Annotated in this window: 24 protein-coding genes; 18 read left to right on the top strand and 6 right to left on the bottom strand. The window is 51.4% G+C overall.

Annotated features, from left to right (window positions below; all coding sequences use genetic code 11):
- Window positions 1–4: 4 nt before the first annotated feature.
- Genes TSP01S_RS09715 through TSP01S_RS09700 form a run of 4 tightly spaced genes read right to left on the bottom strand, consistent with a single transcriptional unit; the run spans window position 5 to window position 4872 of the window.
- A complete protein-coding gene (locus TSP01S_RS09715; protein WP_041078112.1) occupies window positions 5–1327 on the bottom strand; it encodes a bifunctional folylpolyglutamate synthase/dihydrofolate synthase in 1323 nt (440 codons plus the stop codon).
- On the bottom strand, window positions 1324–3912 hold the full coding sequence (locus TSP01S_RS09710; protein WP_041078110.1) for a valine--tRNA ligase: 2589 nt from the start codon (window positions 3910–3912) through the stop codon (window positions 1324–1326). Before TSP01S_RS09710 ends, TSP01S_RS09715 begins: the two co-directional genes overlap by 4 nt.
- A 46-nt stretch (window positions 3913–3958) precedes the next feature.
- Window positions 3959–4336 carry a hypothetical protein gene (locus TSP01S_RS09705; protein ID WP_041078108.1) on the bottom strand — a complete coding sequence of 126 codons (378 nt, stop codon included), beginning with the start codon at window positions 4334–4336 and terminating at the stop codon, window positions 3959–3961.
- 14 nt (window positions 4337–4350) lie between these two features.
- Complete coding sequence (locus TSP01S_RS09700; protein ID WP_041078107.1) at window positions 4351–4872, bottom strand: DUF2059 domain-containing protein; 522 nt, start codon at window positions 4870–4872, stop codon at window positions 4351–4353.
- Window positions 4873–5126: 254 nt separating this feature from the next.
- Between TSP01S_RS09700 and rplU the strand changes: the two genes are divergently transcribed.
- The 15 genes from rplU to TSP01S_RS09625 all read left to right on the top strand — a co-directional run bounded on the left by rplU (window position 5127) and on the right by TSP01S_RS09625 (window position 16888).
- The gene (rplU, locus tag TSP01S_RS09695; RefSeq protein WP_041078740.1) at window positions 5127–5450 is read left to right on the top strand and encodes a 50S ribosomal protein L21; all 324 of its coding nucleotides are present in this window, start codon (window positions 5127–5129) and stop codon (window positions 5448–5450) included.
- Window positions 5447–5782, top strand: coding sequence for a ribosomal-processing cysteine protease Prp (locus TSP01S_RS09690; protein ID WP_041078105.1), 336 nt, complete (start codon window positions 5447–5449; stop codon window positions 5780–5782). The genes rplU and TSP01S_RS09690 overlap by 4 nt, the downstream gene beginning before the upstream one ends.
- Window positions 5751–6023, top strand: a complete 273-nt coding sequence (gene rpmA, locus TSP01S_RS09685; RefSeq protein ID WP_041078103.1) for a 50S ribosomal protein L27 — start codon at window positions 5751–5753, stop codon at window positions 6021–6023. The genes TSP01S_RS09690 and rpmA overlap by 32 nt, the downstream gene beginning before the upstream one ends.
- Window positions 6024–6036: 13 nt before the next feature.
- Complete coding sequence (gene rplM, locus TSP01S_RS09680) at window positions 6037–6480, top strand: 50S ribosomal protein L13 (RefSeq protein ID WP_041078101.1); 444 nt, start codon at window positions 6037–6039, stop codon at window positions 6478–6480.
- A 14-nt stretch (window positions 6481–6494) separates the two neighbouring features.
- Window positions 6495–6908 (top strand): 30S ribosomal protein S9, encoded by a 414-nt coding sequence (gene rpsI / locus TSP01S_RS09675; RefSeq protein WP_041078099.1) that lies wholly within the window; start codon window positions 6495–6497, stop codon window positions 6906–6908.
- 88 nt (window positions 6909–6996) lie between these two features.
- Window positions 6997–8673, top strand: a complete 1677-nt coding sequence (dnaG, locus tag TSP01S_RS09670; RefSeq protein ID WP_041078097.1) for a DNA primase — start codon at window positions 6997–6999, stop codon at window positions 8671–8673.
- A gap of 10 nt (window positions 8674–8683) precedes the next feature.
- On the top strand, window positions 8684–9862 hold the full coding sequence (gene rpoD, locus TSP01S_RS09665) for an RNA polymerase sigma factor RpoD (RefSeq protein WP_041078738.1): 1179 nt from the start codon (window positions 8684–8686) through the stop codon (window positions 9860–9862).
- 74 nt (window positions 9863–9936) lie between these two features.
- The gene (locus TSP01S_RS09660; protein WP_052463662.1) at window positions 9937–10851 is read left to right on the top strand and encodes a PhoH family protein; all 915 of its coding nucleotides are present in this window, start codon (window positions 9937–9939) and stop codon (window positions 10849–10851) included.
- Window positions 10835–12259: an HDIG domain-containing metalloprotein gene (locus tag TSP01S_RS09655; RefSeq protein WP_041078093.1), complete on the top strand. Its 1425-nt coding sequence runs from the start codon at window positions 10835–10837 to the stop codon at window positions 12257–12259. The genes TSP01S_RS09660 and TSP01S_RS09655 overlap by 17 nt, the downstream gene beginning before the upstream one ends.
- Entirely contained in the window at window positions 12189–12611 is a 423-nt protein-coding gene (gene ybeY, locus TSP01S_RS09650; protein ID WP_231848566.1) for an rRNA maturation RNase YbeY, read from the top strand. The genes TSP01S_RS09655 and ybeY overlap by 71 nt, the downstream gene beginning before the upstream one ends.
- Window positions 12601–13845, top strand: coding sequence for a DUF1015 domain-containing protein (locus tag TSP01S_RS09645; RefSeq protein ID WP_041078091.1), 1245 nt, complete (start codon window positions 12601–12603; stop codon window positions 13843–13845). The genes ybeY and TSP01S_RS09645 overlap by 11 nt, the downstream gene beginning before the upstream one ends.
- A 55-nt stretch (window positions 13846–13900) precedes the next feature.
- On the top strand, window positions 13901–14590 hold the full coding sequence (locus TSP01S_RS09640; protein WP_041078089.1) for a zinc metallopeptidase: 690 nt from the start codon (window positions 13901–13903) through the stop codon (window positions 14588–14590).
- An 89-nt stretch (window positions 14591–14679) separates the two neighbouring features.
- Window positions 14680–15510 (top strand): DMT family transporter, encoded by an 831-nt coding sequence (locus TSP01S_RS09635; protein ID WP_041078087.1) that lies wholly within the window; start codon window positions 14680–14682, stop codon window positions 15508–15510.
- Between the two features lie 5 nt (window positions 15511–15515).
- Complete coding sequence (locus TSP01S_RS09630; RefSeq protein WP_041078736.1) at window positions 15516–16016, top strand: nitroreductase family protein; 501 nt, start codon at window positions 15516–15518, stop codon at window positions 16014–16016.
- Window positions 16013–16888 (top strand): pseudouridine-5'-phosphate glycosidase, encoded by an 876-nt coding sequence (locus tag TSP01S_RS09625; protein WP_331708169.1) that lies wholly within the window; start codon window positions 16013–16015, stop codon window positions 16886–16888. The genes TSP01S_RS09630 and TSP01S_RS09625 overlap by 4 nt, the downstream gene beginning before the upstream one ends.
- A 13-nt stretch (window positions 16889–16901) precedes the next feature.
- On the opposite strand, the gene pyk is transcribed toward TSP01S_RS09625, so the two are convergent.
- Together pyk and pfkA are read right to left on the bottom strand one after the other, a co-directional pair.
- The gene (pyk, locus tag TSP01S_RS09620; protein WP_041078083.1) at window positions 16902–18323 is read right to left on the bottom strand and encodes a pyruvate kinase; all 1422 of its coding nucleotides are present in this window, start codon (window positions 18321–18323) and stop codon (window positions 16902–16904) included.
- Window positions 18324–18334: 11 nt separating this feature from the next.
- The gene (gene pfkA, locus TSP01S_RS09615; protein WP_041078081.1) at window positions 18335–19294 is read right to left on the bottom strand and encodes a 6-phosphofructokinase; all 960 of its coding nucleotides are present in this window, start codon (window positions 19292–19294) and stop codon (window positions 18335–18337) included.
- Between the two features lie 51 nt (window positions 19295–19345).
- Here pfkA and TSP01S_RS09610 point away from each other — a divergent pair, with 51 nt between their 5' ends.
- From TSP01S_RS09610 to gcvH, 3 genes are read left to right on the top strand one after another with little or no spacing between them, the layout of a single operon-like run.
- Window positions 19346–19591, top strand: a complete 246-nt coding sequence (locus TSP01S_RS09610) for a putative signal transducing protein (RefSeq protein ID WP_231848565.1) — start codon at window positions 19346–19348, stop codon at window positions 19589–19591.
- A complete protein-coding gene (gene gcvT, locus TSP01S_RS09605; protein ID WP_041078079.1) occupies window positions 19566–20663 on the top strand; it encodes a glycine cleavage system aminomethyltransferase GcvT in 1098 nt (365 codons plus the stop codon). Before TSP01S_RS09610 ends, gcvT begins: the two co-directional genes overlap by 26 nt.
- A gap of 13 nt (window positions 20664–20676) precedes the next feature.
- The gene (gcvH, locus tag TSP01S_RS09600; RefSeq protein ID WP_041078077.1) at window positions 20677–21048 is read left to right on the top strand and encodes a glycine cleavage system protein GcvH; all 372 of its coding nucleotides are present in this window, start codon (window positions 20677–20679) and stop codon (window positions 21046–21048) included.
- Window position 21049: the final 1 nt, after the last annotated feature.

The following is a 21049-nucleotide window of genomic DNA, read 5'->3' as shown; positions in this document are numbered from 1 at the left end:
GGGCTCACCTCACGATCGACCATTCTGGTTCCAGTTTTCCGTCCAGAACGTAGTCCCTTATGTACCCGACGAGGTACAGCGAACCTGTTATTATTATCGTCGGCCAGCCCTCCTGCTTTAGCGTCTCTATGGCTTTGATGGGATCCGGTTCGAACGAGACGTTCCTGTTGAACTGTTTCGCTATCTCGTAAGTTTCTTCAGGTTTCACAGAGCGGTGAGAGATCACGCGCGTTACAATCAGCCTTTCGAACAGTGGTCCGAGCCGTGAGAGCACCCCGACCTTGTCTTTATCGTCCAGTACACCGACGAGTCCTGCAAGCTTTTCACCTTTCAAGTACGTTTCGATGGTCTTTTTCAGACTCGCCGCGGCCGGCGCGTTGTGTGCCCCGTCGAAAATGTACCTCGGCTTTCCTTCGATGACTTCGAACCTCCCAGGATGGGTCGTCTTCTTCAGTGCCCTCCGAACGGCAGCTTCCTTGACCTCGAAACCGACCCTTTCGGCGAACAGCAAAAACGCCTGGAGTGCCACCGCGGCGTTCAGAAACTGGTGCTCACCGTTGAGCGTCAGTTCGAGGGCTCTGAAGTCTTTCAAACCTTTGAAATCGAATCTGTTCTCGTTGAGCTTCATTTCGGTGTTCTCGAAAGTGAAGTCTACACCGAAAAGATGAAGCTTGCTGTGTTTTTCTCTGCAAACGTTCTTGATCACTTCGACTGGTCCTGGTTTGGTCTCACCACACACCGTCGGGATCGAATCTTTCACGATGCCAGCTTTCTCGAAAGCGATCTTCTCCAGAGTGTCACCGAGGATGTGCATGTGATCGTAATCCACCGTGACTATGACGGCCACATCGCTCTTCAAAACGTTCGTCGCGTCGAACCTTCCACCGAGACCAACTTCTATTGCGGCCGTTCTAACGTTCAACCTCTGGAAGATGCAGAACGCCATCGCCGTTGTGAATTCGAAGAAACTGGGTTTGTTCGTCTCCCCCTCCTCGTCCATGATCCGGGCGAACCTCTGTACCCGCTCGAAGCATTCTGAGTACAGCTCGTCAGGCACGAACCTTTCGTTCACGAGGATTCTCTCTTTGAACGTTGAAAGGTGTGGTGAGTAATAACCGCCAGTTTGAAAACCGTGTTCTATCATCAGGTTACTCAAGAGCTTGGTGACGGATCCCTTTCCGTTGGTCCCCGTGATGTGAACGCTGCGAAAACTGTTCTGAGGATTTCCAAGCATCTCGCAGAGCCTGGCGATCCTCTCGAGGCCCAGCGTGATCTTTCCTGAAGGTCTTTCTTTGTAAAGGTATTCGAGCATCTGGAGATAATTCATGAGAGATCCTCCAAGATCTGTCTCAAAATTTTCAGCCTTTCTTCCACCTGGGACAGCTTCTGTTTCGCTTCGTTGATGGCATCTTCGGGCGCCCGGGTCAGGAAGTTTTCGTCCGACAGTTTTCTCTGGAGCCATTCTCTGTCTTCTTCGAGCTTCGAGATGTTCTTTTCGAGTCGTTTGATCTCTTCTTCGATGTTCATACCTTCCACGTTCACATAGACATGAACCTCGCTGGATACGAAAGCGGTCGCGCATCTTTCTGGCTTTCTGGGAACGTGTTCAATTTGTTCAACGAAAGCCAGCTTCTTGACGTAGAGTTCCTCTTCATTCGAGAGCGGCCTTCCGACGACGAAAAGTTGGAGAGGTTGCTTGGGTGGCACGTTCAGTTCCGCGCGGATGTTCCTCACGCCCCTGACGATCTGCTGGATGGTCGAGAAGGATTTCTCCGCCTCTTCGTCGATGAGGTTGTCTTCCACTTCCGGCCACGGAGCGATCACGATCGATTCTCTCGCGATGGGAAGTTTCTGCCAGAGTTCTTCGGAGAGGAACGGCATGAAGGGATGCAGCAATCTGAAGCTCACGTCGAGGACCTTGACCAGCACGTTTTGAACAATTCTCCTCGTTTCAAGGGACAGCCTCGGTTTTGCACACTCGATGTACCAGTCGCAGAACTCGTCCCAGAAGAAATCGTACAGAGCTTTGGCGGCGACGTTGAAATCGTAGCTTTCCAGAGCTTCTGTGACGGTCCGTGTTGTTTTCTGGAGCCTCGAAAGGATCCATCTGTCTGCGATGTCCAGACCGTCCAGTTCGATGGGTTCGAACCCTTCGAGGTTCATGAGGGCGAACCTGGTGGCGTTCCAGATTTTGTTCGCAAACTTTCTGTACGTGTCGAAGTACCTCTCGTCCAGTTTTATGTCGACTCCCTGGGCGGCGAGGATGGCGAGCGTGAAGCGAACAGGATCTGTCCCGTACTTCTCCGCCATGTCTATCGGGTCTATACCGTTGCCTAAGGATTTGCTCATCTTCCGTCCAAACTTGTCGCGAATCAGCTGGTGGATGTACACGTAACTGAAAGGTTTCTCGCCCATGAAATGATAGCCCATCATGATCATCCGTGCGACCCAGAAGAAGATGATGTCGAAACCTGTGACGAGTACCGTGGTGGGGTAATACCTCTTGAGATCGTCCGTTTCTTCAGGCCATCCGAGCGTTGAGAACGGCCATAGCGCTGAAGAGAACCACGTATCGAGCACGTCTTCGTCCTGTTTCAAACGGTTCGAACCGCAGCGTGGACACGCCTTTGGTTCCTCTTCCTCGACGATCGTTTCTCCACAGTCTTCGCAGTACCAGACGGGAATCCTGTGACCCCACCAGAGCTGTCTGCTTATGCACCAATCCCTCACGTTGTACATCCAGTGCAGATAGACCTTCTTCCATCTTTCTGGTACGAATTTCACCTCACCGGTTTCAACCGCTTCGATCGCTTTTTCCGCAAGGGGTTTCATCCTGACGAACCACTGGTCCATCAGCCTTGGTTCTACCACCGTTTCACACCTGTAGCAGTGACCGATGGCGTGGACAATGTTTTCAACCTTGAGCAGATAACCTTCCGCCTCGAGATCCGCGACTATGGCTTCCCTTGCCCTGTATCTGTCGAGACCTTTGTATTTACCTCCATTCTCGTTCACCACGGCGTTATCGTCAAAGATGTCCACCAGCGGTAAGTTGTGCCGTTTCGCCACCTCGAAATCGTTCGGATCGTGGGCGGGAGTGATCTTCACCGCGCCCGTGCCGAACGCTGGATCAACGTATTCGTCCGCAACGATCTGCAGTTCACGGCCCACCAGTGGCAGTATCGCCTTCTTACCTACCAGGTGCTTGTACCTTTCATCTTTCGGATTCACGGCGACGGCGGTGTCGCCCAGCATCGTCTCCGGGCGGGTGGTGGCCACCACGATGTAATCGTGTGAGTCCAGCAGCGGGTACTTGACGTAATAGAGTTTCCCCTGAGTCTCTTCGTGCTCGACCTCGTCGTCCGCCAGCACCGTCTTGCACCTGGGACACCAGTTCACCATGTATTTGCCCCTGTAGATCAAACCTCGTTTGTAGAGCTCGACGAAGACTTTCCTAACTGCACGGGAAAGACCCTCGTCCAGGGTGAACCTTTCCCTCGTCCAGTCCACCGAAGCACCGAGCGTTTCTATCTGCTGCCTGATCTCTTTCCTATACTTCTTCGCCCAGTTCCACACGACTTCCAGGAACTTTTCCCTGCCGAGTTGCTCACGGGTCAAACCCTGTGAAGCAAGGTACTTCTCGACAGCGTTCTGCGTCGCTATACCTGCATGGTCTTCCCCAGGAACCCAGAGGGTATCGTAACCTCTCATCCTCTTGTAGCGGACGAGTATATCCTGCAGGGTTATGTTGAGGGCGTGTCCCATGTGGATGCGCCCGGTGATGTTCGGAGGCGGAATGACTATGACGAAAGGTTCTCCGACGCCTGTCGGGGTGAAGTAACCCTTGTTCAGCCAGAACTCGTACCATTTTCTTTCGATAGTTTCGGGAGCGTATCGGGTACCGAGGTCCATGTTTTTTGCACCTCCAGGATCCTTCGGAGAGAATTTTACCACAACGTTAGCCCACGAACACACGCACGATTGTGCCATCCTCGCTCGATATGTTCACCATGTCTCCTTCGAATTCTTCCAGTTTTTCAAGTACCTGATCCAGTTGCTTCGATATACTTTCCACATCGACGTTCGGTATCTTCTCTTTGAAGACAGGTAAAGAGAGCTTCAACAACTGTGCCATACTCAGAGGGATCTTCACATCGACCTTTTCTCCCTTGGGACTCCTGATCTGAACGTAGAGCATCCTTCTGGACGATTTTTCCTTCGTCATCTCCTGGGGCTGTGAAAAGATTCCAACGGTCTCTGCTATCTCCACCGCTTCCTCTGGACTCAGTTTACCGTCCCTGACGAGCTTGAACAGCTTCAAAAGTTCATCCCTCATCGATTTCCCCCCTTTCACACCAGACCGATCCTGACCGTTGTGGTTTCAGTTTCGACGAGGACGAAGTCTCCCCTGTACGTTGATATCTCGTCAAGACAAGAATTGATCAACTTCATCGCGACCTTCAGATCTTCTTCCGACACGGAGAAAGGTATCTTCTTGTTCAAAAACCGTGCAGCGATCGGTGCGAGCGAGTTGAGGAACGGTTTCAAAAGCAGGATCAACGAAACGGGTATCGAGATCCTCACGGTGGTGTTGTCATGTTTGTCTTCGATCCAGACGATGAGTTTTCTTCCCGTCGGTGATGTGAAAAAGCTCGTGAGCCATTCTAAATCTTCCTCACTGAGCTTGTCTCTGAGCTGTTCTTTGAGGAAAGAAAGTTCTTTCTCTCGCCTTCTTTTGTTCCTGATCCTGATCTTCAAAAGTGAAATGATGAGATAGAGCCCTGCGGCGAGGAACAGCACAGCAAAAAACACCCTGGCACCGAAGATCAGCAATCCAAGTCCCGCCACGATCAGAGTCACTGCGAGCACCATGTGACCACCTCACAAAAATTGTAAAGCATATCTTCATATTTTTCAAGTTCCAATTTCATATTTTTCCAGGGCGAAGCGTCGAAGACGTGGGGGTGCGGAACGTTTGTGTAAAGTTTTATTTTCTAAACCTTAATGATAGTGGTGATAGAATACTCGTGCTGATCATACGTTCGGCACTTGAAAAACGTCATAAAGGTTCCACGGTTCGGTGGAACTACGTTTTTCAGTGCCTGTCTTACCAGGGAGGTGTGTGCGTGTACGCGATCATCGAAACTGGCGGAAAGCAGTACCGTGTCAGTGAAGGTGACATCGTGGCGGTGGAGAAACTGCCGCAAGCAGAGGGTGAACCGGTCGTGTTCGACCGTGTGGTTCACGTCTCTACAGACCAGGGAGTCAAGATAGGTCAGCCTTACGTGGAAGGTTGCAGCGTTCAAGGCATCGTGATGAAACACGAGAAAGCCCGAAAGGTGATGTCGATAAGGTACCGGCCAAAGAAGAACGTTCGAAGAAGGCGTGGACACAGACAGTGGTACACTCTGGTCAGGATCGAGAAGATCAACGTTGGTGAGGGCTCGTGATAAAGGCGAGGTTCACTTCGGTGAACGGCCACTACGTCTCCTTCTCTTTTGAAGGTCACAGCGAATTCGATGCCAAGGGAAGAGACATCGTCTGTGCGGCCGTGAGCGCATTGGCACAGCACACGGCAAGAATGCTCGCCGAACGCTGTGGGGCCATCGTTGAAAAGGGACCAGCAAGGTTGAAAGTAGAACTGGCTCAGCCGAGCGAAATGTCGGATCTTTTGATCGAAGAACTCTATCGAAGCGTTGATAACATCAGGTCGCAGTACCCACAAAACTTGTCGGTGGAGGTGAAGATCGATGAAAATCGACATACAGTTGTTCGGTCGTAGGAAGAGCGGTTCGATAGGTAACAGGGACAGCAATCCGAAGTACCTTGGGGTGAAGGTTGGAGACGGTCAGTTGGTCAGAGCTGGTAACATAATCGTGAGGCAGAGAGGAACCAAGATCCATCCGGGAGAGAACGTGGGTTGCGGCAGGGATTTCACACTCTTTGCTCTCAAGGATGGGATTGTCAAGTTTTACGAGAGAAGGAACAGAAAGTTCGTAAAGGTCATTCCACAGGAACAATGAGGAGGGACAGAAAATGGCACGCCCTTTACCGATACAGAAAACCACGATCGTGAGGAACGCTGGAGGAAAATGGTATCTGGTCGACGCGTCCGGGAAAGTACTTGGTAGGCTTGCGAGTCAGATAGCCAAGTATTTGATGGGAAAGAACGAACCGACGTTCTTCCCAGGCGTTGACAACGGCAACTACGTGGTGGTCATCAACGCGGACAAGGTCGTCCTGACGGGTAAGAAACTCGATCAGAAGATCTATTACCGCCACAGCAATTATCCAGGTGGATTGAAGATGCAAACGGCGAGGCAACTGCTCCAGACACATCCCGAAAGGTTGATATACCTGGCAGTGAAAAGAATGTTGCCCAAGAGAGCACTTGGAGACAGGTACCTGAAGAGGCTCAAAGTGTACGCTTCTGATAAACACCCCCACGAAGCTCAAAAGCCAATACCGATCGAAATATGATGGGAGGGTGAACGATGGCCGTCGCTACCGAACAGGTCATTTACCATGGCGTTGGTAGAAGGAAGACTTCCGTCGCCCGTGTGTATCTGAAACCTGGTAATGGAAAGCTCATCATAAACGACAAGGAATACTCAAACGCAGAAGAGTATTTTAAAGACACGGTGAGAGCCAAGCACGCGATGGAACCGCTCGTTGTGACGAACATGGTTGGAAAGTTCGACGTGATGATCAACGTCAGGGGTGGAGGACTTTCCGGACAGGCTGGTGCAGTGAGGTTGGGGCTTGCGAGGGCGCTCGTGCAGTTCGATGAGAACTTGAGACCAACGTTGAGAGAGAAGGGCATGCTCACGAGAGACCCGAGGATGGTGGAGAGGAAGAAGTACGGACTGAAGAAAGCCCGCAGGGCTCCTCAGTACTCCAAGAGATGAAACCGTTGGGGGCCTGTGCCCCCTTTGAACCGTTTCGTTCATTCGCCAGTCAAACAAGACCGGTGAAGCTTCCGCGAGTAACCTCACGATGGTGAACAGGGATCTCATAGAAAGGATCAAAAAGTCTGTCGACATCGTCGAGCTCGTTTCCCAGTACGTCTCTCTACAAAAGGTGGGTTCCAGCTACAGGGGGTTGTGTCCGTTTCACACTGAAAAGACCCCATCTTTTTTCGTGAATCCAGACCTGAAGCTGTACCACTGTTTTGGTTGCGGAGCGGCTGGCGATGCGATCAAGTTCCTTCAGGAAATAGAACACATCTCTTTCCAGGAAGCTCTGGAAAGGCTCGCCAAAATGGCGGGAATAGAGCTCAAAGTATCCTCAGGTCGTTCGGAAAAAGACGTCTACGTAGAGTACCTCACGAGGGTTTTCACGGAGTACAGGAAACAGCTCGAACAGCACAGGCCCGTCGTTGAGTACCTCATCAGGAGGGGATTTTCCGAGGAAGAAGTGAGGTCTTTCGAATTCGGCTTCAGTCCCCAGAACTCCCGTATCGCCCAAAGGGTGGCACGGGCCATGTCCTTGCCGGACGAGAAAGCGTTGCAGTATGGGCTCTACAGACCGAGCACGGGTGTGGACCTCTTTGAAAACAGATTGATACTGCCCATAAGGGACGAGAACGGCAAAATAGTTGCTCTCGCAGGCAGGAGCCTAGACGATCGAGAACCCAAGTACATGAACTCTCCCGAGACGAAGTTTTTCTCAAAAAAGACGGTGCTGTTCATGCTGGATAAGGCAAAGAAGGCCATCAAAGCTCTGGACTTTGCCGTGATCTGCGAAGGTTACTTCGACGCCCTGGCCTTCCACAGGGCCGGTGTGACCAACGCGGTTGCGGTTCTCGGCACCAGTTTGACGAGGGAACACATAACGAAGCTCGTGCCTCTGACAAAGAACGTGATTCTGAGCTTCGACAACGACGATGCTGGTGTCAAAGCGACGTTGAGATCTTTGAAAGTTCTGCTCGAAGCTTCTTTTGACGTTGCGATCCTGAGGTTGCCCGAAAAGGACCCAGACGATGTCTACAAGAAATACGGGCCCGAGTTCTTGAAAAAACTCCTTTCAGGGTCGATTCCTTTCGAAGATTACCTGGTGGAGGTCTACGAGAAATTCTTCAACGTCTCAACCAGTGCGGGCCTTGAAAAATACATCGGCACACTCAAAATTTGGGCTCAGATTCTGCTGAGAGACAGGAGGATGGACAGGTACGAAAAGTTGGTTGAAGCCGTTTCAAAAAGGACAAGGCTTTCTACAGCACAAGTAGGTGAGATGTTCAGACTCCAGAGCAAGCCGGTCACACCGATCGTTGAGGCCACACTCCCGAACGAAGAAGACTACATAGTCTATCTGTACATAACGCATGAAGAATTGAGGAACGAGATCGATGAGATAGATCCACAGCTCCTTTCCGAGAGAACGAAAAGGTTGCTATCCTTCTTGCGCGAAAACAGGGATCTGTCCGAGCTGGATACAGACTTGAGAGAATACGCGTTCAGAGTGCTGGCAAAGATACCCGAAGGCGATCCGAACAAGATGCTGAGCGACGTGAAAAGGCGTTTTGCGAGAAAAGCTGTTGAAAGGGAATTGTCACAAATCGACAGTAAACTGACTTCTTGTCAGAACGACGAAGAACGTAGCCTCCTCTTGAAAAAACGGCTTGAGCTGGTTTCTCAACTCAGATCACTGGGAGGTGATCGAGGTGGAACCTGAAAAGGAAAAGATGGTAGAGCAGGAAGAAAAGGCGCTCTACGATGAGAAAGAAGAAAAACCCGCCAAGGTACTCAGCCCGGAGGAGATAGAGAAAAAGATCAAGAACCTCATCAGGCTCGGTAAAAGGAAAGGATTCATCACCTACGATGATATAGACCGCGCTTTCCCGCCGGATTACGACGGCTTCGATTCTTCATTGATCGAGAGGATCTACGAAGAACTGGAAAAGAACAAGATAACGATCCAGGACTCCGAGCCGGAGTCTCTTGACGAGATCGAGTCTGAAGTTGAAGGCATCTCGGCCGTGGAAGAAGAAGGTCCCGAGGTCTACGACAACGTGTCCCTCAAAGATCCGATAAAGATGTACCTGAGGGAGATCGGGAAGATACCGTTGCTCACACCGTCGCAGGAGAGGGAACTCGCGAGGCGCGCCCAGATGGGAAACGAGAGGGCCAAGAAAAAACTCATTGAGTCCAACCTGCGGTTGGTGGTGAGTATAGCCAAACGTTACATTGGCCGCGGCCTCTCTTTCCTCGACCTCATTCAGGAGGGCAACATCGGTTTGCTCAAAGCCGTAGAAAAATTCGACTGGAGGAAGGGTTACAAGTTCAGCACCTACGCAACTTGGTGGATCAGGCAGGCGATCACGCGCGCGATCGCCGATCAAGCGAGGACCATAAGGATCCCGGTGCACATGGTCGAAACGATCAACAAGCTGAACAGGGTTAGCAGGGAGTACTATCAGAAGTACGGTGAACAGCCAACGGTGGAAGAGCTCGCCAAGCTGATGAACAAACCTGTAGAAAAGATCGAAGAAGTGCTGCAGGCGTCACGTGAAACTGTTTCTCTGGAGTCTCCAGTTGGTGAAGACGAAGATTCCGTGATGGGAGACTTCATCGCCGACGAAAGCATAGCCTCTCCAAAGAAGGAAGCCATGAGGATGCTCATAAGGGAAGAGCTGGAAAAGGTTCTGAAGACCCTGAACCCCAGGGAAGCGATGGTGCTGAAGATGCGCTATGGACTGCTCGATGGCAAGGCCAAAACGCTCGAAGAGGTCGGTCAGTACTTCAACGTGACAAGGGAAAGAATAAGGCAGATCGAGGTGAAAGCTTTAAGGAAGTTGAGACATCCTTCCAGGAGCAAGTATTTGAAGTCTTTGATAACCCTCCTCGACGACCACGAGAGGTGATGACGATTATAATCGTGTTTGGAGGTGGTGAGTAACTGGCTACCAGAACGTTGGAAATCCCTGAGAGTGTTGACATGGTTGTCGTGCTTGGCCAGTACGACAACAGGTTGAGATTTTTGAAGAAACGTTTTCCTGTGAGCATCGACGTCTCGGACAAGAGAATCATAGTCGCCGGGAACGATGAAACAGCCGTTGAAATAGTTGAGAACATCATATCTCAGGTGATCGCCGCCGCAAGAAAAGGTTATGCTCTGGACTGGCAGGAATTCGAAGCCTTGGTGAGTTTCTACTCCGACTCAGCGAAAGCTTCAGATGTACCGCAACAGCCGCCTCTGGTTGGAAGGATTAGGCCCAAGACCAAGGGCCAGTCTGAGTACATAGAGGCTATGAAGAAGTACGATGTGGTCTTTGCGATAGGACCGGCTGGAACTGGCAAAACTTACCTGGCGGTAGCCATGGCCTTAGATTACCTGAAGAACGGATTGGTTCAGCGCATCGTTCTGACCAGGCCCGCGGTCGAAGCCGGTGAGAAGTTGGGTTTTCTTCCGGGCGATCTGGTCGAGAAGGTGGATCCATACCTCAGGCCCATTTACGATGCCATTCTGGATATGATCTCCGCCGACAAGTTCTACGCCTACAGGCAGAGGGGTATCATAGAGATAGCCCCGCTGGCGTTCATGAGGGGAAGAACGCTGAACAACTGTTTCATCATTCTGGACGAAGCTCAGAATGCGACACACCAGCAGATGAAGATGTTTCTGACGCGCATAGGTTTCAACTCCAAAGCCGTGATCACGGGGGATGTGACACAGGTGGACATAGACAGGCAGCAGTCCGGACTTATCGAGTGCGAGAAGATACTGAAAGGCATCGATGGTATAGGTTTCGTGTACCTGAGCGATGCTGACGTGGTCAGACACCCTGTCGTGAGGAACATAATAAAGGCCTACGAAGAGTACGAGAGGAAAAAGAATGGCTCCGATAAGTGATCTGGCGAAGAGATGGTATCACTTTCCGATAGTTCTTGCTTCGCTATTTCTGATCCAGTTCCCCAACCTGCACGCTCCGCCAAGATTTCTTGCCGAATACGTGGGACTGGTCGTCCTGTGGCTGGCTGTCGTCACGCCAGAACTCGAGAGAAAACCATTTTCATTGCACAGAGCTTATCCTGCACTCGTTTTCTCTATACTACTGGTCGGTTCCTTCGTTTCCAGGATGATCCTGGTGAGGTTCGGTCTGTTGGCTTCGCCGTTCTTCGCTCCCATCCTCTTGCTCGCCCTCCTGACCGACAGGAAGTTGGCCGTCAGTGTGGCCGTTTTTTTCTCTGTTATGCTGATCATGAGCGTTGAGCCAACGCCTATCGAATTCGGTTTGATCCTGGTGAGCAGCATCGTCACTGCCGTGACTGGTTCTGGGTTGAAGAAAAGGCTGCAGATTATCAGACCCGCATTTTTCACAGCGTTGTGCAACGCTTTGTTCCTGCTGTTGAGCTTGTTCTCTGAGGAAGGTCTCTCGTTCGATCGTAATCCTCTGTTTTCACTCTCGGCGCCGTTTTTGTTCTCGGTGGTAGACCTCGGATTGCTTCCTTTCGTGGAGTACGCGAGCTTGGTGTACTCAGACATAGATCTGGTCGAACTCGGTAACATGAACCATCCTCTGATCAAGCTCCTTTCCCTGCGGGCACCGGGCACTTACTATCATTCGACGATCCTCGCAAACCTTGCGGAAGCCGCCGCGGAGAAGATCGGGGCGAATCCGATCCTCGCCAGGACGGCCGCGTATTTCCACGACATCGGCAAGGTGAAAAGACCTTACTTTTACACGGAGAACATTCAGGATAGGAACCCGCACGATGAGCTCAACCCGAAGCTCAGCCATCTGATCGTTCTGGATCACGTGAAATACGGATTGGAGCTAGCGCGTCGCCACAGGTTACCCCTTCTGGTCCAAGACGTGATCCCCCAGCACCACGGTACGCGGGTGCAGAAGTATTTCTACCACAAAGCGAGAGAGATGGGTGAAAACCTCAGCGAGGACGAATTCAGATACACAGGTCCGAAACCACAGTTCAAAGAGGCTGGTATCATCATGCTTGCGGATTCCGTCGAGGCGGCGTTCAGGAGCGTGAAGAATCCCAGCGCGGGCAGGATCAAGTCGCTCGTTGAAGAGATTGTTTCGGGTATATACAACGAGCGTGAACTCGACGAATCGGGCCTGACCCTGAAGGATCTCGAGGCGATTGCGAATGAATTCGCCAAAGTCTTGCTCAACATGTTCAAATCGAGGATAGAATATCCCAAGGAAGAGATAAAGCGGGTGATCGTGCTTGCCGAAAATCCGGATTCAAAATCGAACGAAACACAGGGTTCCGATCAGGAGAATACGAAAGATCGTTGAGAAAATCGTGGAAGAGGAAATAGGAAACGTCTCAGTGGATGTTTTCTTCGTCGGTGAAAAGACCATCGCCAGGTTGAACGAAGCCTTCAGAAAGGTCAAGGGTTCGACCGATGTGCTGACGTTCGTTTACAACGATCAGGATCTATACGGTGAAATATTTCTCTGTCCTGTCGTGATATCGAGAAACGCACGCAAGTTCGGCTGCGACTATGAGGAGGAACTGCTGAGGGTCACGATTCACGCCACACTGCACCTTGCAGGTTACGATCACGAGTTCGACACGAGTCGTTCAGAGGTCATGTTCCACAAACAGGAAGAGTACTTAAAGGAGGTTGAACGCGGTGGTTGTTAAGCCTTTCAGGGCCCTCAGGCCAAAAAGGGAGTTCGCGGCCAAGGTTGCTGTGAAACCGTACGACGTGATAAGTTCTGAAGAAGCACGAAAGATCGTACTGTCGAACCCTCTGGCTTTTTACAGAGTGACGAAGCCGGAGGTGAACTTCGAACGTCCGGTCGATCCAGCCTCTGAGGAAGCCTTGGCGGTGGCGAAGCGAAACCTTCAGAAGTACATCGAAGATGGGATCTTCTTCCAGGAGGATCAAGACTGTTTCTACATCTACAGACAGATCTCGCACGATCACACCCAGACCGGTCTGGTCGCGACGTTTTCTGCCAGAGAGTACATCGATTCGAAGATCAAAAAGCACGAGCTGACCAGGAAAGAAAAAGAAGAAGAAAGAGTCAAACACATAGAATGCTTGCGAGCACAAACGGGATTGGTGTTCCTGTTCTATCGTTCCAATCAGAAGATAGACAGTCTGATCGAGTCTTTCACCGATCAGGAACCTGAATACGATTTCGTGGATGAAGATGGGGTCAGACAGACTATCTACGCCGTCAGAGACAGAGCTGCCGTAGAACAAATCAAGCAAGCGTTTGAAGAAGTGCCGGTGTTTTACATCGCAGACGGTCACCACAGGGCTGCCGCGGCTGTGAGAGTCGCAGAAAGGATGGCCAGCAGAAATCCCAATCACACGGGAATGGAAGAGTACAACTATTTTGTGGGTGTCGTCTTTCCTCACAGTCAACTCAAGATATACGATTACAACAGGGTTGTGAAAGACTTGAACGGTCTCAGCGTGGAGGAGTTTTTGAACCGACTGGGTCAGGCGTTCATCGTTGAGAAAGCGCCTGCTCAGCCGTACAAACCCAAGGAAAAGCATGAATTTGGTATGTTCTTGGCAAACACGTGGTACAGGTTGAAAGTGAAGGATGAAATCTTGAAGCAGGCTGAATCCGATCCCACAGCGACCCTGGATGTCTCGATATTGCAGAGAGAGGTGCTGGATAGAATTCTGAACATTAAGGACCCGAGGACAGACAAGAGGATCGATTTTGTTGGCGGTATACACGGTCTCAACGCGCTCGAAGATTACGTTTTGAACAAGGGTTGGGCAGTCGCGTTCGCGCTCTATCCAACGTCTCTGGAAGAATTGATGAGCGTTGCGGATGCGAACTTGATCATGCCACCGAAGTCGACGTGGTTCGAACCAAAACTCAAGAGTGGACTTTTCGTTCACCTGATTTGAACATGTAGTTTTACAGAATCGTCTTAGAATTGGTGTGGAACGAGGAGGTGAAAGCATGTTCTTCTACGATCCAACGTTTCTGCTTCTGATACCCGCGCTCATACTCGCCGTCTGGGCGCAGGTCAAGGTGAGTACAGCCTTTTCAGAGTATTCGAAGTTCAGAGCCTCAGTAGGACTCACCGGAAGCCAGCTCGCCATGAGGTTGCTTGAGATAGCGGGCATCTACAACGTGCGCGTCGAAGCTGTGCCGGGCCATTTGACTGACCACTACGATCCGAGAAGCAAGGTCGTCAGGTTGTCTTCGGCCACTTACGCGAGTCAATCTGTGGCAGCGCTGGGCGTGGTCGCACACGAGATCGGACACGCCATACAGGATGCACAGAAGAATCCACTGTTGGTGTTCAGAACGATCCTTGCGCCCGTCGCGAGTTTGGGTTCGTCTCTCGCGTGGATACTCTTCATAATGGGCATCATCTTTGCAGTACCTGGGCTCTGGCAGTTCGGGATCGTTCTCTTCTCGCTGGCCGTGCTGTTCAGCCTGGTGACTCTGCCTGTCGAGTATGATGCCAGCAGAAAGGCGCTCAAACTTTTGAGAGAAAGCCTTTTGATGAGCGAAGAAGAGCTCAAGGGTGTCAAGAAGGTGCTCTCGGCTGCTGCGCTGACGTACGTTGCGGCAACAGCGACGGCTGTTTTGCAACTGCTCAGGATGCTCCTCATTGCAGGCGCTTTCGGAAGGAGAGATTGAAAGAGTTAGAAAAAATTTTGAGAGCCACACTCGCGTGTGGCTCTTATTTTTTTGGTAGCATTGTCTGAGGAGGTGAACTCGCACAACACATGAAAAGAGTCAGAGCGATCCTGGCACTGCTCCTCGTTACCGTGGCCTGGGGATTGACCTTCCCGGTTCAGAAGGTTGCCCTGTCTGGGTCCAATCCGTTCTTTTACAATTCGTTCAGGTTTCTCATCGCCAGTTCGTTCACGCTCCTGTTTTTCAGAAAGAAGCCCCGCTGGAAAGAAGGATTGATACTGGGACTGTTCATCGGCATAGGCTACGCAACGCAAACGAGCGGGTTGAAACTGACCAGTTCGACCAAGAGCGGTTTCATCACATCTCTGTACGTACCGTTCGTGCCAGTTTTCTCGTTCTTCATCGAGAAGATTAGGCCGTCGCGTCTTCAAATCCTTTCTTTTCTCCTATCCATCCTGGGACTGTACCTTCTGAGTAGCCCCTCGGCAGATCCGTTCAATCTCGGCGATCTACTGACCCTTTTCTGTGCGATCGCCTTCGCGATCCAGATCGTTCTCGTCACGCGCTACACGAATGACAAAGACTGCGACGAAGTTGGTTTGTTGTTGCCCCAATTTCTCCTAACTGCGCTGTTCAATCTCTTTCTGGCACCCTTAGGAGGACCTGTGGGATTCAAATGGAGTTATCTCTTCGCCCTGCTTTTCACCTCGATACTTGCAACCGTCGTGGCCTTCTGGGTGCAGGTGAAGTTTCAGAAAGACGTGGGTTCGAATTCGGCTGCGCTCATCTACACGGCCGAACCAGTCTTCGCATCCCTGTTCGCTTTCTGGCTGCTCGCGGAAAGAGTGACGTCTTCACAGTTGGTCGGTATGTGTATCCTTGTTGCCGCTTCGATCCTTGGAAATCTGAAAAGGGGGTGAAGAACGTGAGCATCATTTATTTGAGAAGGAGCGTGAGAAAATACCAAAATAAGGATGTTGGAGACGAGATCGTGACCGAACTTTTAAGAGCAGCGATGCACGCACCTTCGGCAGGAAACGCTCAACCGTGGCACTTCATAGTGATCAGGTCCGAAGAGGGAAAGCAGAGGATCGCCGAGGTTCACCCTTACGCCAGGATGGTGCTGCAGGCACCGGTAGCGATCTTGGTATGCGCAGATCCGAGCCTTGAGATTTACAAGGGCTTCTGGGTCCAGGATTGTTCGGCAGCCACGATGAACATCCTGCTCAGAGCGGTCGAACTCGGGCTGGGAGCGGTCTGGTGCGGGGTTTATCCGAACGAAGAACGCGTGGAAGCGTTCAGGAAGATCTTCGGACTGCCAGGACACGTCGTACCGTTTTCGATCGTTCCTGTTGGTTATCCTGCAGAAACTCCGAACCCTGTCGATCGGTTCAAACCTGAAAGGATTCACTACGAAGCGTGGTGAGAAAGACGATGGAAAGGATGGTTGCCCTTGAATCGACTGTGATAGCCCATGGACTGCCGAGGCCTCTGAACGTGCAGGTCGCTCAGCAACTCGAAGATCTCGTCAGACAGAAAGGTTGTGAACCCAAGACGATAGCCATAGTAGAAGGTCAGATCAGGGTGGGTTTGACGCTGAACGAACTCGTTCAGCTGGGTATGAGGGACGATGTCATGAAGGTTGGGGTCGCGGAGGTAGCGGTAGCACTGGCAAAGAAGGCATGGGCGGCCACCACCGTGAGTGCCACGATGAGGATCGCAGCGATGAACAACATAGAGGTTTTCGCGACCGGCGGTATCGGGGGTGTGCACGGCATACAGAGGTGGGACGTCTCTCAAGATCTTGTGGAACTTTCACGAACGCGCATGATCGTTGTTTCTGCCGGTCCGAAATCTTTGCTCGATCTGAGATCGACGATCGAGATGCTCGAAACACTTCAAGTTACGGTACTTGGTTACAGAACGAACAAGCTGCCTGCCTTCTACGTTCGAGAAGTCGATGTTCCCGTGCAGAGGGTCGACAGCGTTTCTGAAATAGTAGAGATCTACCTTGAAAAGTGCAGGTTGAACTTGCCTGGTTCAGTGTTGATCTTCAATCCCATTCCCGCTGAGTACGAGATAAGCGAGGAACTACTTTCAGAGTGGGACAGGAGGGCAAAGGAGGAACTGAAGAGATCCAGGATAGAAGGAAAGGCCGTCACACCGTTTTTGCTCGCAAAGCTCGCCGAGATCTCCAACGGGAGAACCGTCAGAAGCAACATCGAACTTTTGAAGAACAACGTTTCTCTCGCGTGCGATATAGTCAACGAACTGGTGCGCCGAAAGGAGTCGCTTTGATTCGGAAGCTCTTTCATTCAACGGTGTGTATCTTCAACATGTTCGTCGTTCCCACCACACCACACGGTGTTCCGAGCGTTATGACGACCGTATCGGATGGTTCCACGTATCCGAGCGCTTTCGCTTTCTCGACCGCCACATGCAGCACGATGTCGACGGAGTAGACTTCCGGCACGAGCACGGGGATGACGCCCCAGACGATGCACAATTGATGGTAGGTCAACTCTTTGGGTGTGGTTGCCAGAATGGGACATTCTGGTCTGAAATAAGAAACGCGTCGTGCGGTGCTACCAGAAGCTGTGGAGGCTATGATGAGCTTCGCGCGCGTTTCTTTCGCGATTTCATAGGAACTCTTGGCGATAGCGTCCGACGTGTCAGTCGATGGCTCCCTTCGTCTGGCCTCGAACCATACACCGTACGTATTCAGATGCTTTTCCACGCTCTGTACGATTCTCTTCATCGTTTCGACCACCAGAACGGGTCGTTGTCCAACGGCAGTTTCAACAGTTAACAGCAAGGCATCTGCTCCGTCGAGGATCGCGTTGGCGATATCTGTGACCTCGGTACGGGTTGGTTGGTCTTTTTCAACCATCGACTCGAGCAACTGTGTGGCGACAACGATGGGGATTTTGAACTTCGAAGCCTTCATTATCAGCTTTTTCTGAAGGATGGGTAGTTCCTCCAGCGATGTTTCTATCGCGAGATCCCCCCTCGCCACGATGATCCCATCACTGACACTGCAGATCTTTTCAAAATCGTTCACGGCTTCCTTGGTTTCTATCTTCGCCAGAATCGCAGCTTCGCAGTTCAGTGTCTCAAGAAAGTTCTTGGCTTCCTGAACGTCTCTCGATGATCTGACGAACGATAGACAGTAATAATCCACCGGAAGATCGGCCAATCGCCTCACGATGCCTTTGTCTCTATCGGTGAAGGAAGGAACAGAGAGCTCGATGGTTGGTAGATTCACCCCTGCATTCTTTTTGATCGTTGCAGCCCTCTCCACCAGGCATTCTAGATACTTATCTTGCTTCTTGACGACCCTCAGCTGGGCCTTCCCATCGTCGAGGAGGACGATGTCGTCCTTGCCCAGCAGCCGCAGCACCGATGGTTCATTCAACGTGATCTGCTTCTTGTTCGTCGAAAGTTCGTATTCCACAAGAAGGACTGTCTCACCTTCCAGTAACTCCAGTGACTCAAAGTTCGAGACTGGTTTTGCTCTCAACTTGGAACCGGGTAGATCAACTATGATCGAGAAGGCCGTTGAGGAATCGCTCCTGATTTCAGCGAGCAGTTTGACCAGCGTGACCAGTTTGTCCACATCGTAGTGGGTGGCACTCAGTCTGAAACCGTTCACACCTGCGTTCAACAATTCTTTTATCGTTGATTCATTTTCACTGCTCGGCCCTAAGCTGCAGAGAATCTTGGTCTTCGTCATAGTTCGTACCCTCACGACAGCGTCATGCAGAGATCGTAAAGAGAAAGGTCCAGCTGCTTCTTCGTGGCCACAACCTTTTCTGTCTCCACCAGTTCGATCTTTCCAGCTTTGAGTATGGTCGTCGCACACTTTTCACCATCGAGTAAAGCCTGTACCGCCCTGACGCCCATGCGCGTGGCGAGCAACCTGTCGAAAGCCGTGGGACTTCCACCCCTTTGAATGTGACCCAGCACAGAGATTCTCGTTTCGTAGCCTATTTTTGCTGAAAGCTTCCTTGCAACATCTTCAGCCTTTCCCGCACCCTCCGCCACCACGACGATACAGTTGAGTTTCCCACGCTTTCTCTCTTCGAGCAGTCTCGCGGCGAGCTGGTCAAGGTCCACTGGTACCTCCGGTATGATGACCGCTTCCGCACCCGTGGCGATCGCCGACATCAACGCGATGTATCCGGACTCTCTTCCCATGACTTCAACGATGAAGGCGCGTTCGTGAGAAGTGGCGGTGTCTTTGAGTTTCTGAATCGCATCGACCACCGTGTTGAGGCACGTATCCACTCCCACACACATGTCCGTGTATGCGATGTCGTTGTCGATGGTACCGGGTATACCGATCACTGGAACTCCGAACTCTTTGTGGAAAACCACTGAACCTGTTAGACTGCCCTCGCCTCCGATCACGACGAGCCCTTCTATGCCGAATTTTGCAAGATTCCTCGCAGCCTTTTCTCTTCCTTCCTTCGTCAGGAATTCGCCACACCTGCTCGTTCGCAGTATGGTTCCGCCCTTTTCCATGATCCCAGCCACCGAAGCGAAGCTCATCTCCCTGATGGCTCCATCTATCAAGCCGCAGTAACCTCTCTCGATACCGAAAACTTTCAAACCGTTCCTGACCCCGTACCTCACGACGGCTCTGATCGCCGCGTTCATTCCTGGAGAATCTCCTCCACTGGTCATGACAGCTATGCTTTTCATTTTCTACCCCCCAGAGTGTTAGAATTGTCCTTGGAAGATTATATAACGACGATGAAGGTGATGCACTTGTGGAAAGTCCTCGTTGAGGGTGTCAACGTTACGCTTGCAAATTTTCTGAAATCTCTGCTCGAACAGAACGGTGTAGAGGTCCTTGTGAGGACTTCAAAATTGTTCGATCCCGTCATATTCGGTCAGGGTGGTTTGCTGGACCTACTCGTGCCGGAAGATAAAATCGAAGAGGCGCGTTCACTGATCGAGGAGGCGCAAAAGCATGGAGAAGAAGACACCACTTTATGAAGAACACGTCAAACTGGGTGCGAAGATGGTTGATTTTGCGGGCTGGATGATGCCACTTCAGTACGAGAGCATCGTGGCAGAAGTTGAAGCCGTCAGAAAGAACGTGGCCCTTTTCGACGTTTCGCACATGGGAGAGATATTCGTTCGCGGACCCGACACCGTCGCGTTCCTGGACCGATTGTTGACGAACAGTTTCAGTACGATCAACGTAGGTCAGGCGATGTACTCGGTTATGTGCAACGAAAATGGTGGGATCATCGATGATCTCATAGCTTACAGGCTCGGCGAGGACGAAGCGATGCTCGTGGTGAACGCCGCCAACACGCAGAAAGATTTCGAATGGATCAAATCTCAGTCAAGCCGTTTCAACGTGCGGGTCGAAGATCTTTCATTTCGTTACGGTCTGATCGCCGTACAGGGACCGAAGAGCGAGGCTCTGCTTTCATCGATCGTGCCTGAAATCGTATCTTTGAAGTATTATCACTCAGCGAATTTCACAGTTCTCGGGAAGAAGTGTCTGATCAGCAGGACGGGCTATACGGGTGAAGACGGTTTTGAGATCTGTTGCGATTGGCAAGACACCGTGTACATCTGGCGGGGACTCCTCGAACTCGGTAAGGACTTCTCACTGAAACCTGCCGGGCTCGGAGCGAGGGACGTTTGCAGGCTCGAGGCCTCATACCTGCTTTACGGGAACGATATGGACGAGACCGTGACACCGTTGGAAGCGGGATTGAGCTGGGTCGTGAAGTTAGAAAAAGATTTTGTCGGGAAAGAAGCCCTGCTCGCCCAGAAAGAGCAGGGGGTCAAAAGGCGCATCAGGGGGTTGAAACTCGAAGGAAGGCGTATCGCAAGGCACGGCATGCCCGTTTTGAAAGATGGGAAACAGGTTGGGATTATCACCAGTGGGACGTTTTCTCCAACGCTTCAGAGTTCCATTGCGTTGGCGATGATCGATTCATCGTTGAAGGTGGGAGAAGAAGTATCGATAGACATGAAGGGTGCGACTGTAAAAGGATGGATCGTAAAACTTCCTTTTTACAGAGGGAGTGTAAAAACCACATCGGCTTGAGGAGGTGTCTCTCGTGAAGAAGTTTGCAAAGACGCACGAATGGGTTGAAGTGAACGGAAACCTGGCGGTGGTGGGTATATCCAACCACGCACAGGAAAAACTCGGAGACGTGGTCTACGTGGATCTGCCACAGGTGGGAAAGGTTGTGAAGAAAGGTGAAGCGTTCATGAGTGTTGAATCTGTCAAAGCTGCGAGTGATATCTACGCACCTGTGAGTGGAAAGATCGTCGAGGTGAACGAAAAACTTTCGAACCAACCGGAACTTCTGAACAAGGATGCCGAGGGAGAAGGATGGCTCGTCAAGATCGAGATGAGCGATCCGGCAGAACTTTCTGATCTTCTCGACGAAGAAGCGTACAGGAGGTTCTGCGAGGAGGAAGGCTAAC

Origin of the sequence: Thermotoga caldifontis AZM44c09 (assembly GCF_000828655.1) — a bacterium.
GTDB classification, from domain to species: domain Bacteria; phylum Thermotogota; class Thermotogae; order Thermotogales; family DSM-5069; genus Pseudothermotoga_A; species Pseudothermotoga_A caldifontis.
The sequence above is the reverse complement of the archived record's forward strand: the minus strand, read 5'-3'. Positions and strand labels throughout refer to the sequence as shown.

Coding starts and splice junctions, on each gene's coding strand:
- dnaG (WP_041078097.1), top strand. CDS start 6,997: ATGGTGAACAGGGATCTCATAGAAAGGATCAAAAAGTCTGTCGACATC.
- TSP01S_RS09715 (WP_041078112.1), bottom strand. CDS start 1,327: ATGAATTATCTCCAGATGCTCGAATACCTTTACAAAGAAAGACCTTCA.
- pfkA (WP_041078081.1), bottom strand. CDS start 19,294: ATGAAAAGCATAGCTGTCATGACCAGTGGAGGAGATTCTCCAGGAATG.
- TSP01S_RS09635 (WP_041078087.1), top strand. CDS start 14,680: ATGAAAAGAGTCAGAGCGATCCTGGCACTGCTCCTCGTTACCGTGGCC.
- rpmA (WP_041078103.1), top strand. CDS start 5,751: ATGAAAATCGACATACAGTTGTTCGGTCGTAGGAAGAGCGGTTCGATA.
- pyk (WP_041078083.1), bottom strand. CDS start 18,323: ATGACGAAGACCAAGATTCTCTGCAGCTTAGGGCCGAGCAGTGAAAAT.
- rplM (WP_041078101.1), top strand. CDS start 6,037: ATGGCACGCCCTTTACCGATACAGAAAACCACGATCGTGAGGAACGCT.
- rpsI (WP_041078099.1), top strand. CDS start 6,495: ATGGCCGTCGCTACCGAACAGGTCATTTACCATGGCGTTGGTAGAAGG.
- TSP01S_RS09700 (WP_041078107.1), bottom strand. CDS start 4,872: ATGGTGCTCGCAGTGACTCTGATCGTGGCGGGACTTGGATTGCTGATC.
- TSP01S_RS09705 (WP_041078108.1), bottom strand. CDS start 4,336: ATGAGGGATGAACTTTTGAAGCTGTTCAAGCTCGTCAGGGACGGTAAA.
- gcvT (WP_041078079.1), top strand. CDS start 19,566: ATGGAGAAGAAGACACCACTTTATGAAGAACACGTCAAACTGGGTGCG.
- TSP01S_RS09640 (WP_041078089.1), top strand. CDS start 13,901: ATGTTCTTCTACGATCCAACGTTTCTGCTTCTGATACCCGCGCTCATA.
- TSP01S_RS09660 (WP_052463662.1), top strand. CDS start 9,937: ATGGTTGTCGTGCTTGGCCAGTACGACAACAGGTTGAGATTTTTGAAG.
- rpoD (WP_041078738.1), top strand. CDS start 8,684: ATGGTAGAGCAGGAAGAAAAGGCGCTCTACGATGAGAAAGAAGAAAAA.
- TSP01S_RS09655 (WP_041078093.1), top strand. CDS start 10,835: ATGGCTCCGATAAGTGATCTGGCGAAGAGATGGTATCACTTTCCGATA.
- TSP01S_RS09610 (WP_231848565.1), top strand. CDS start 19,346: ATGAAGGTGATGCACTTGTGGAAAGTCCTCGTTGAGGGTGTCAACGTT.
- TSP01S_RS09710 (WP_041078110.1), bottom strand. CDS start 3,912: ATGGACCTCGGTACCCGATACGCTCCCGAAACTATCGAAAGAAAATGG.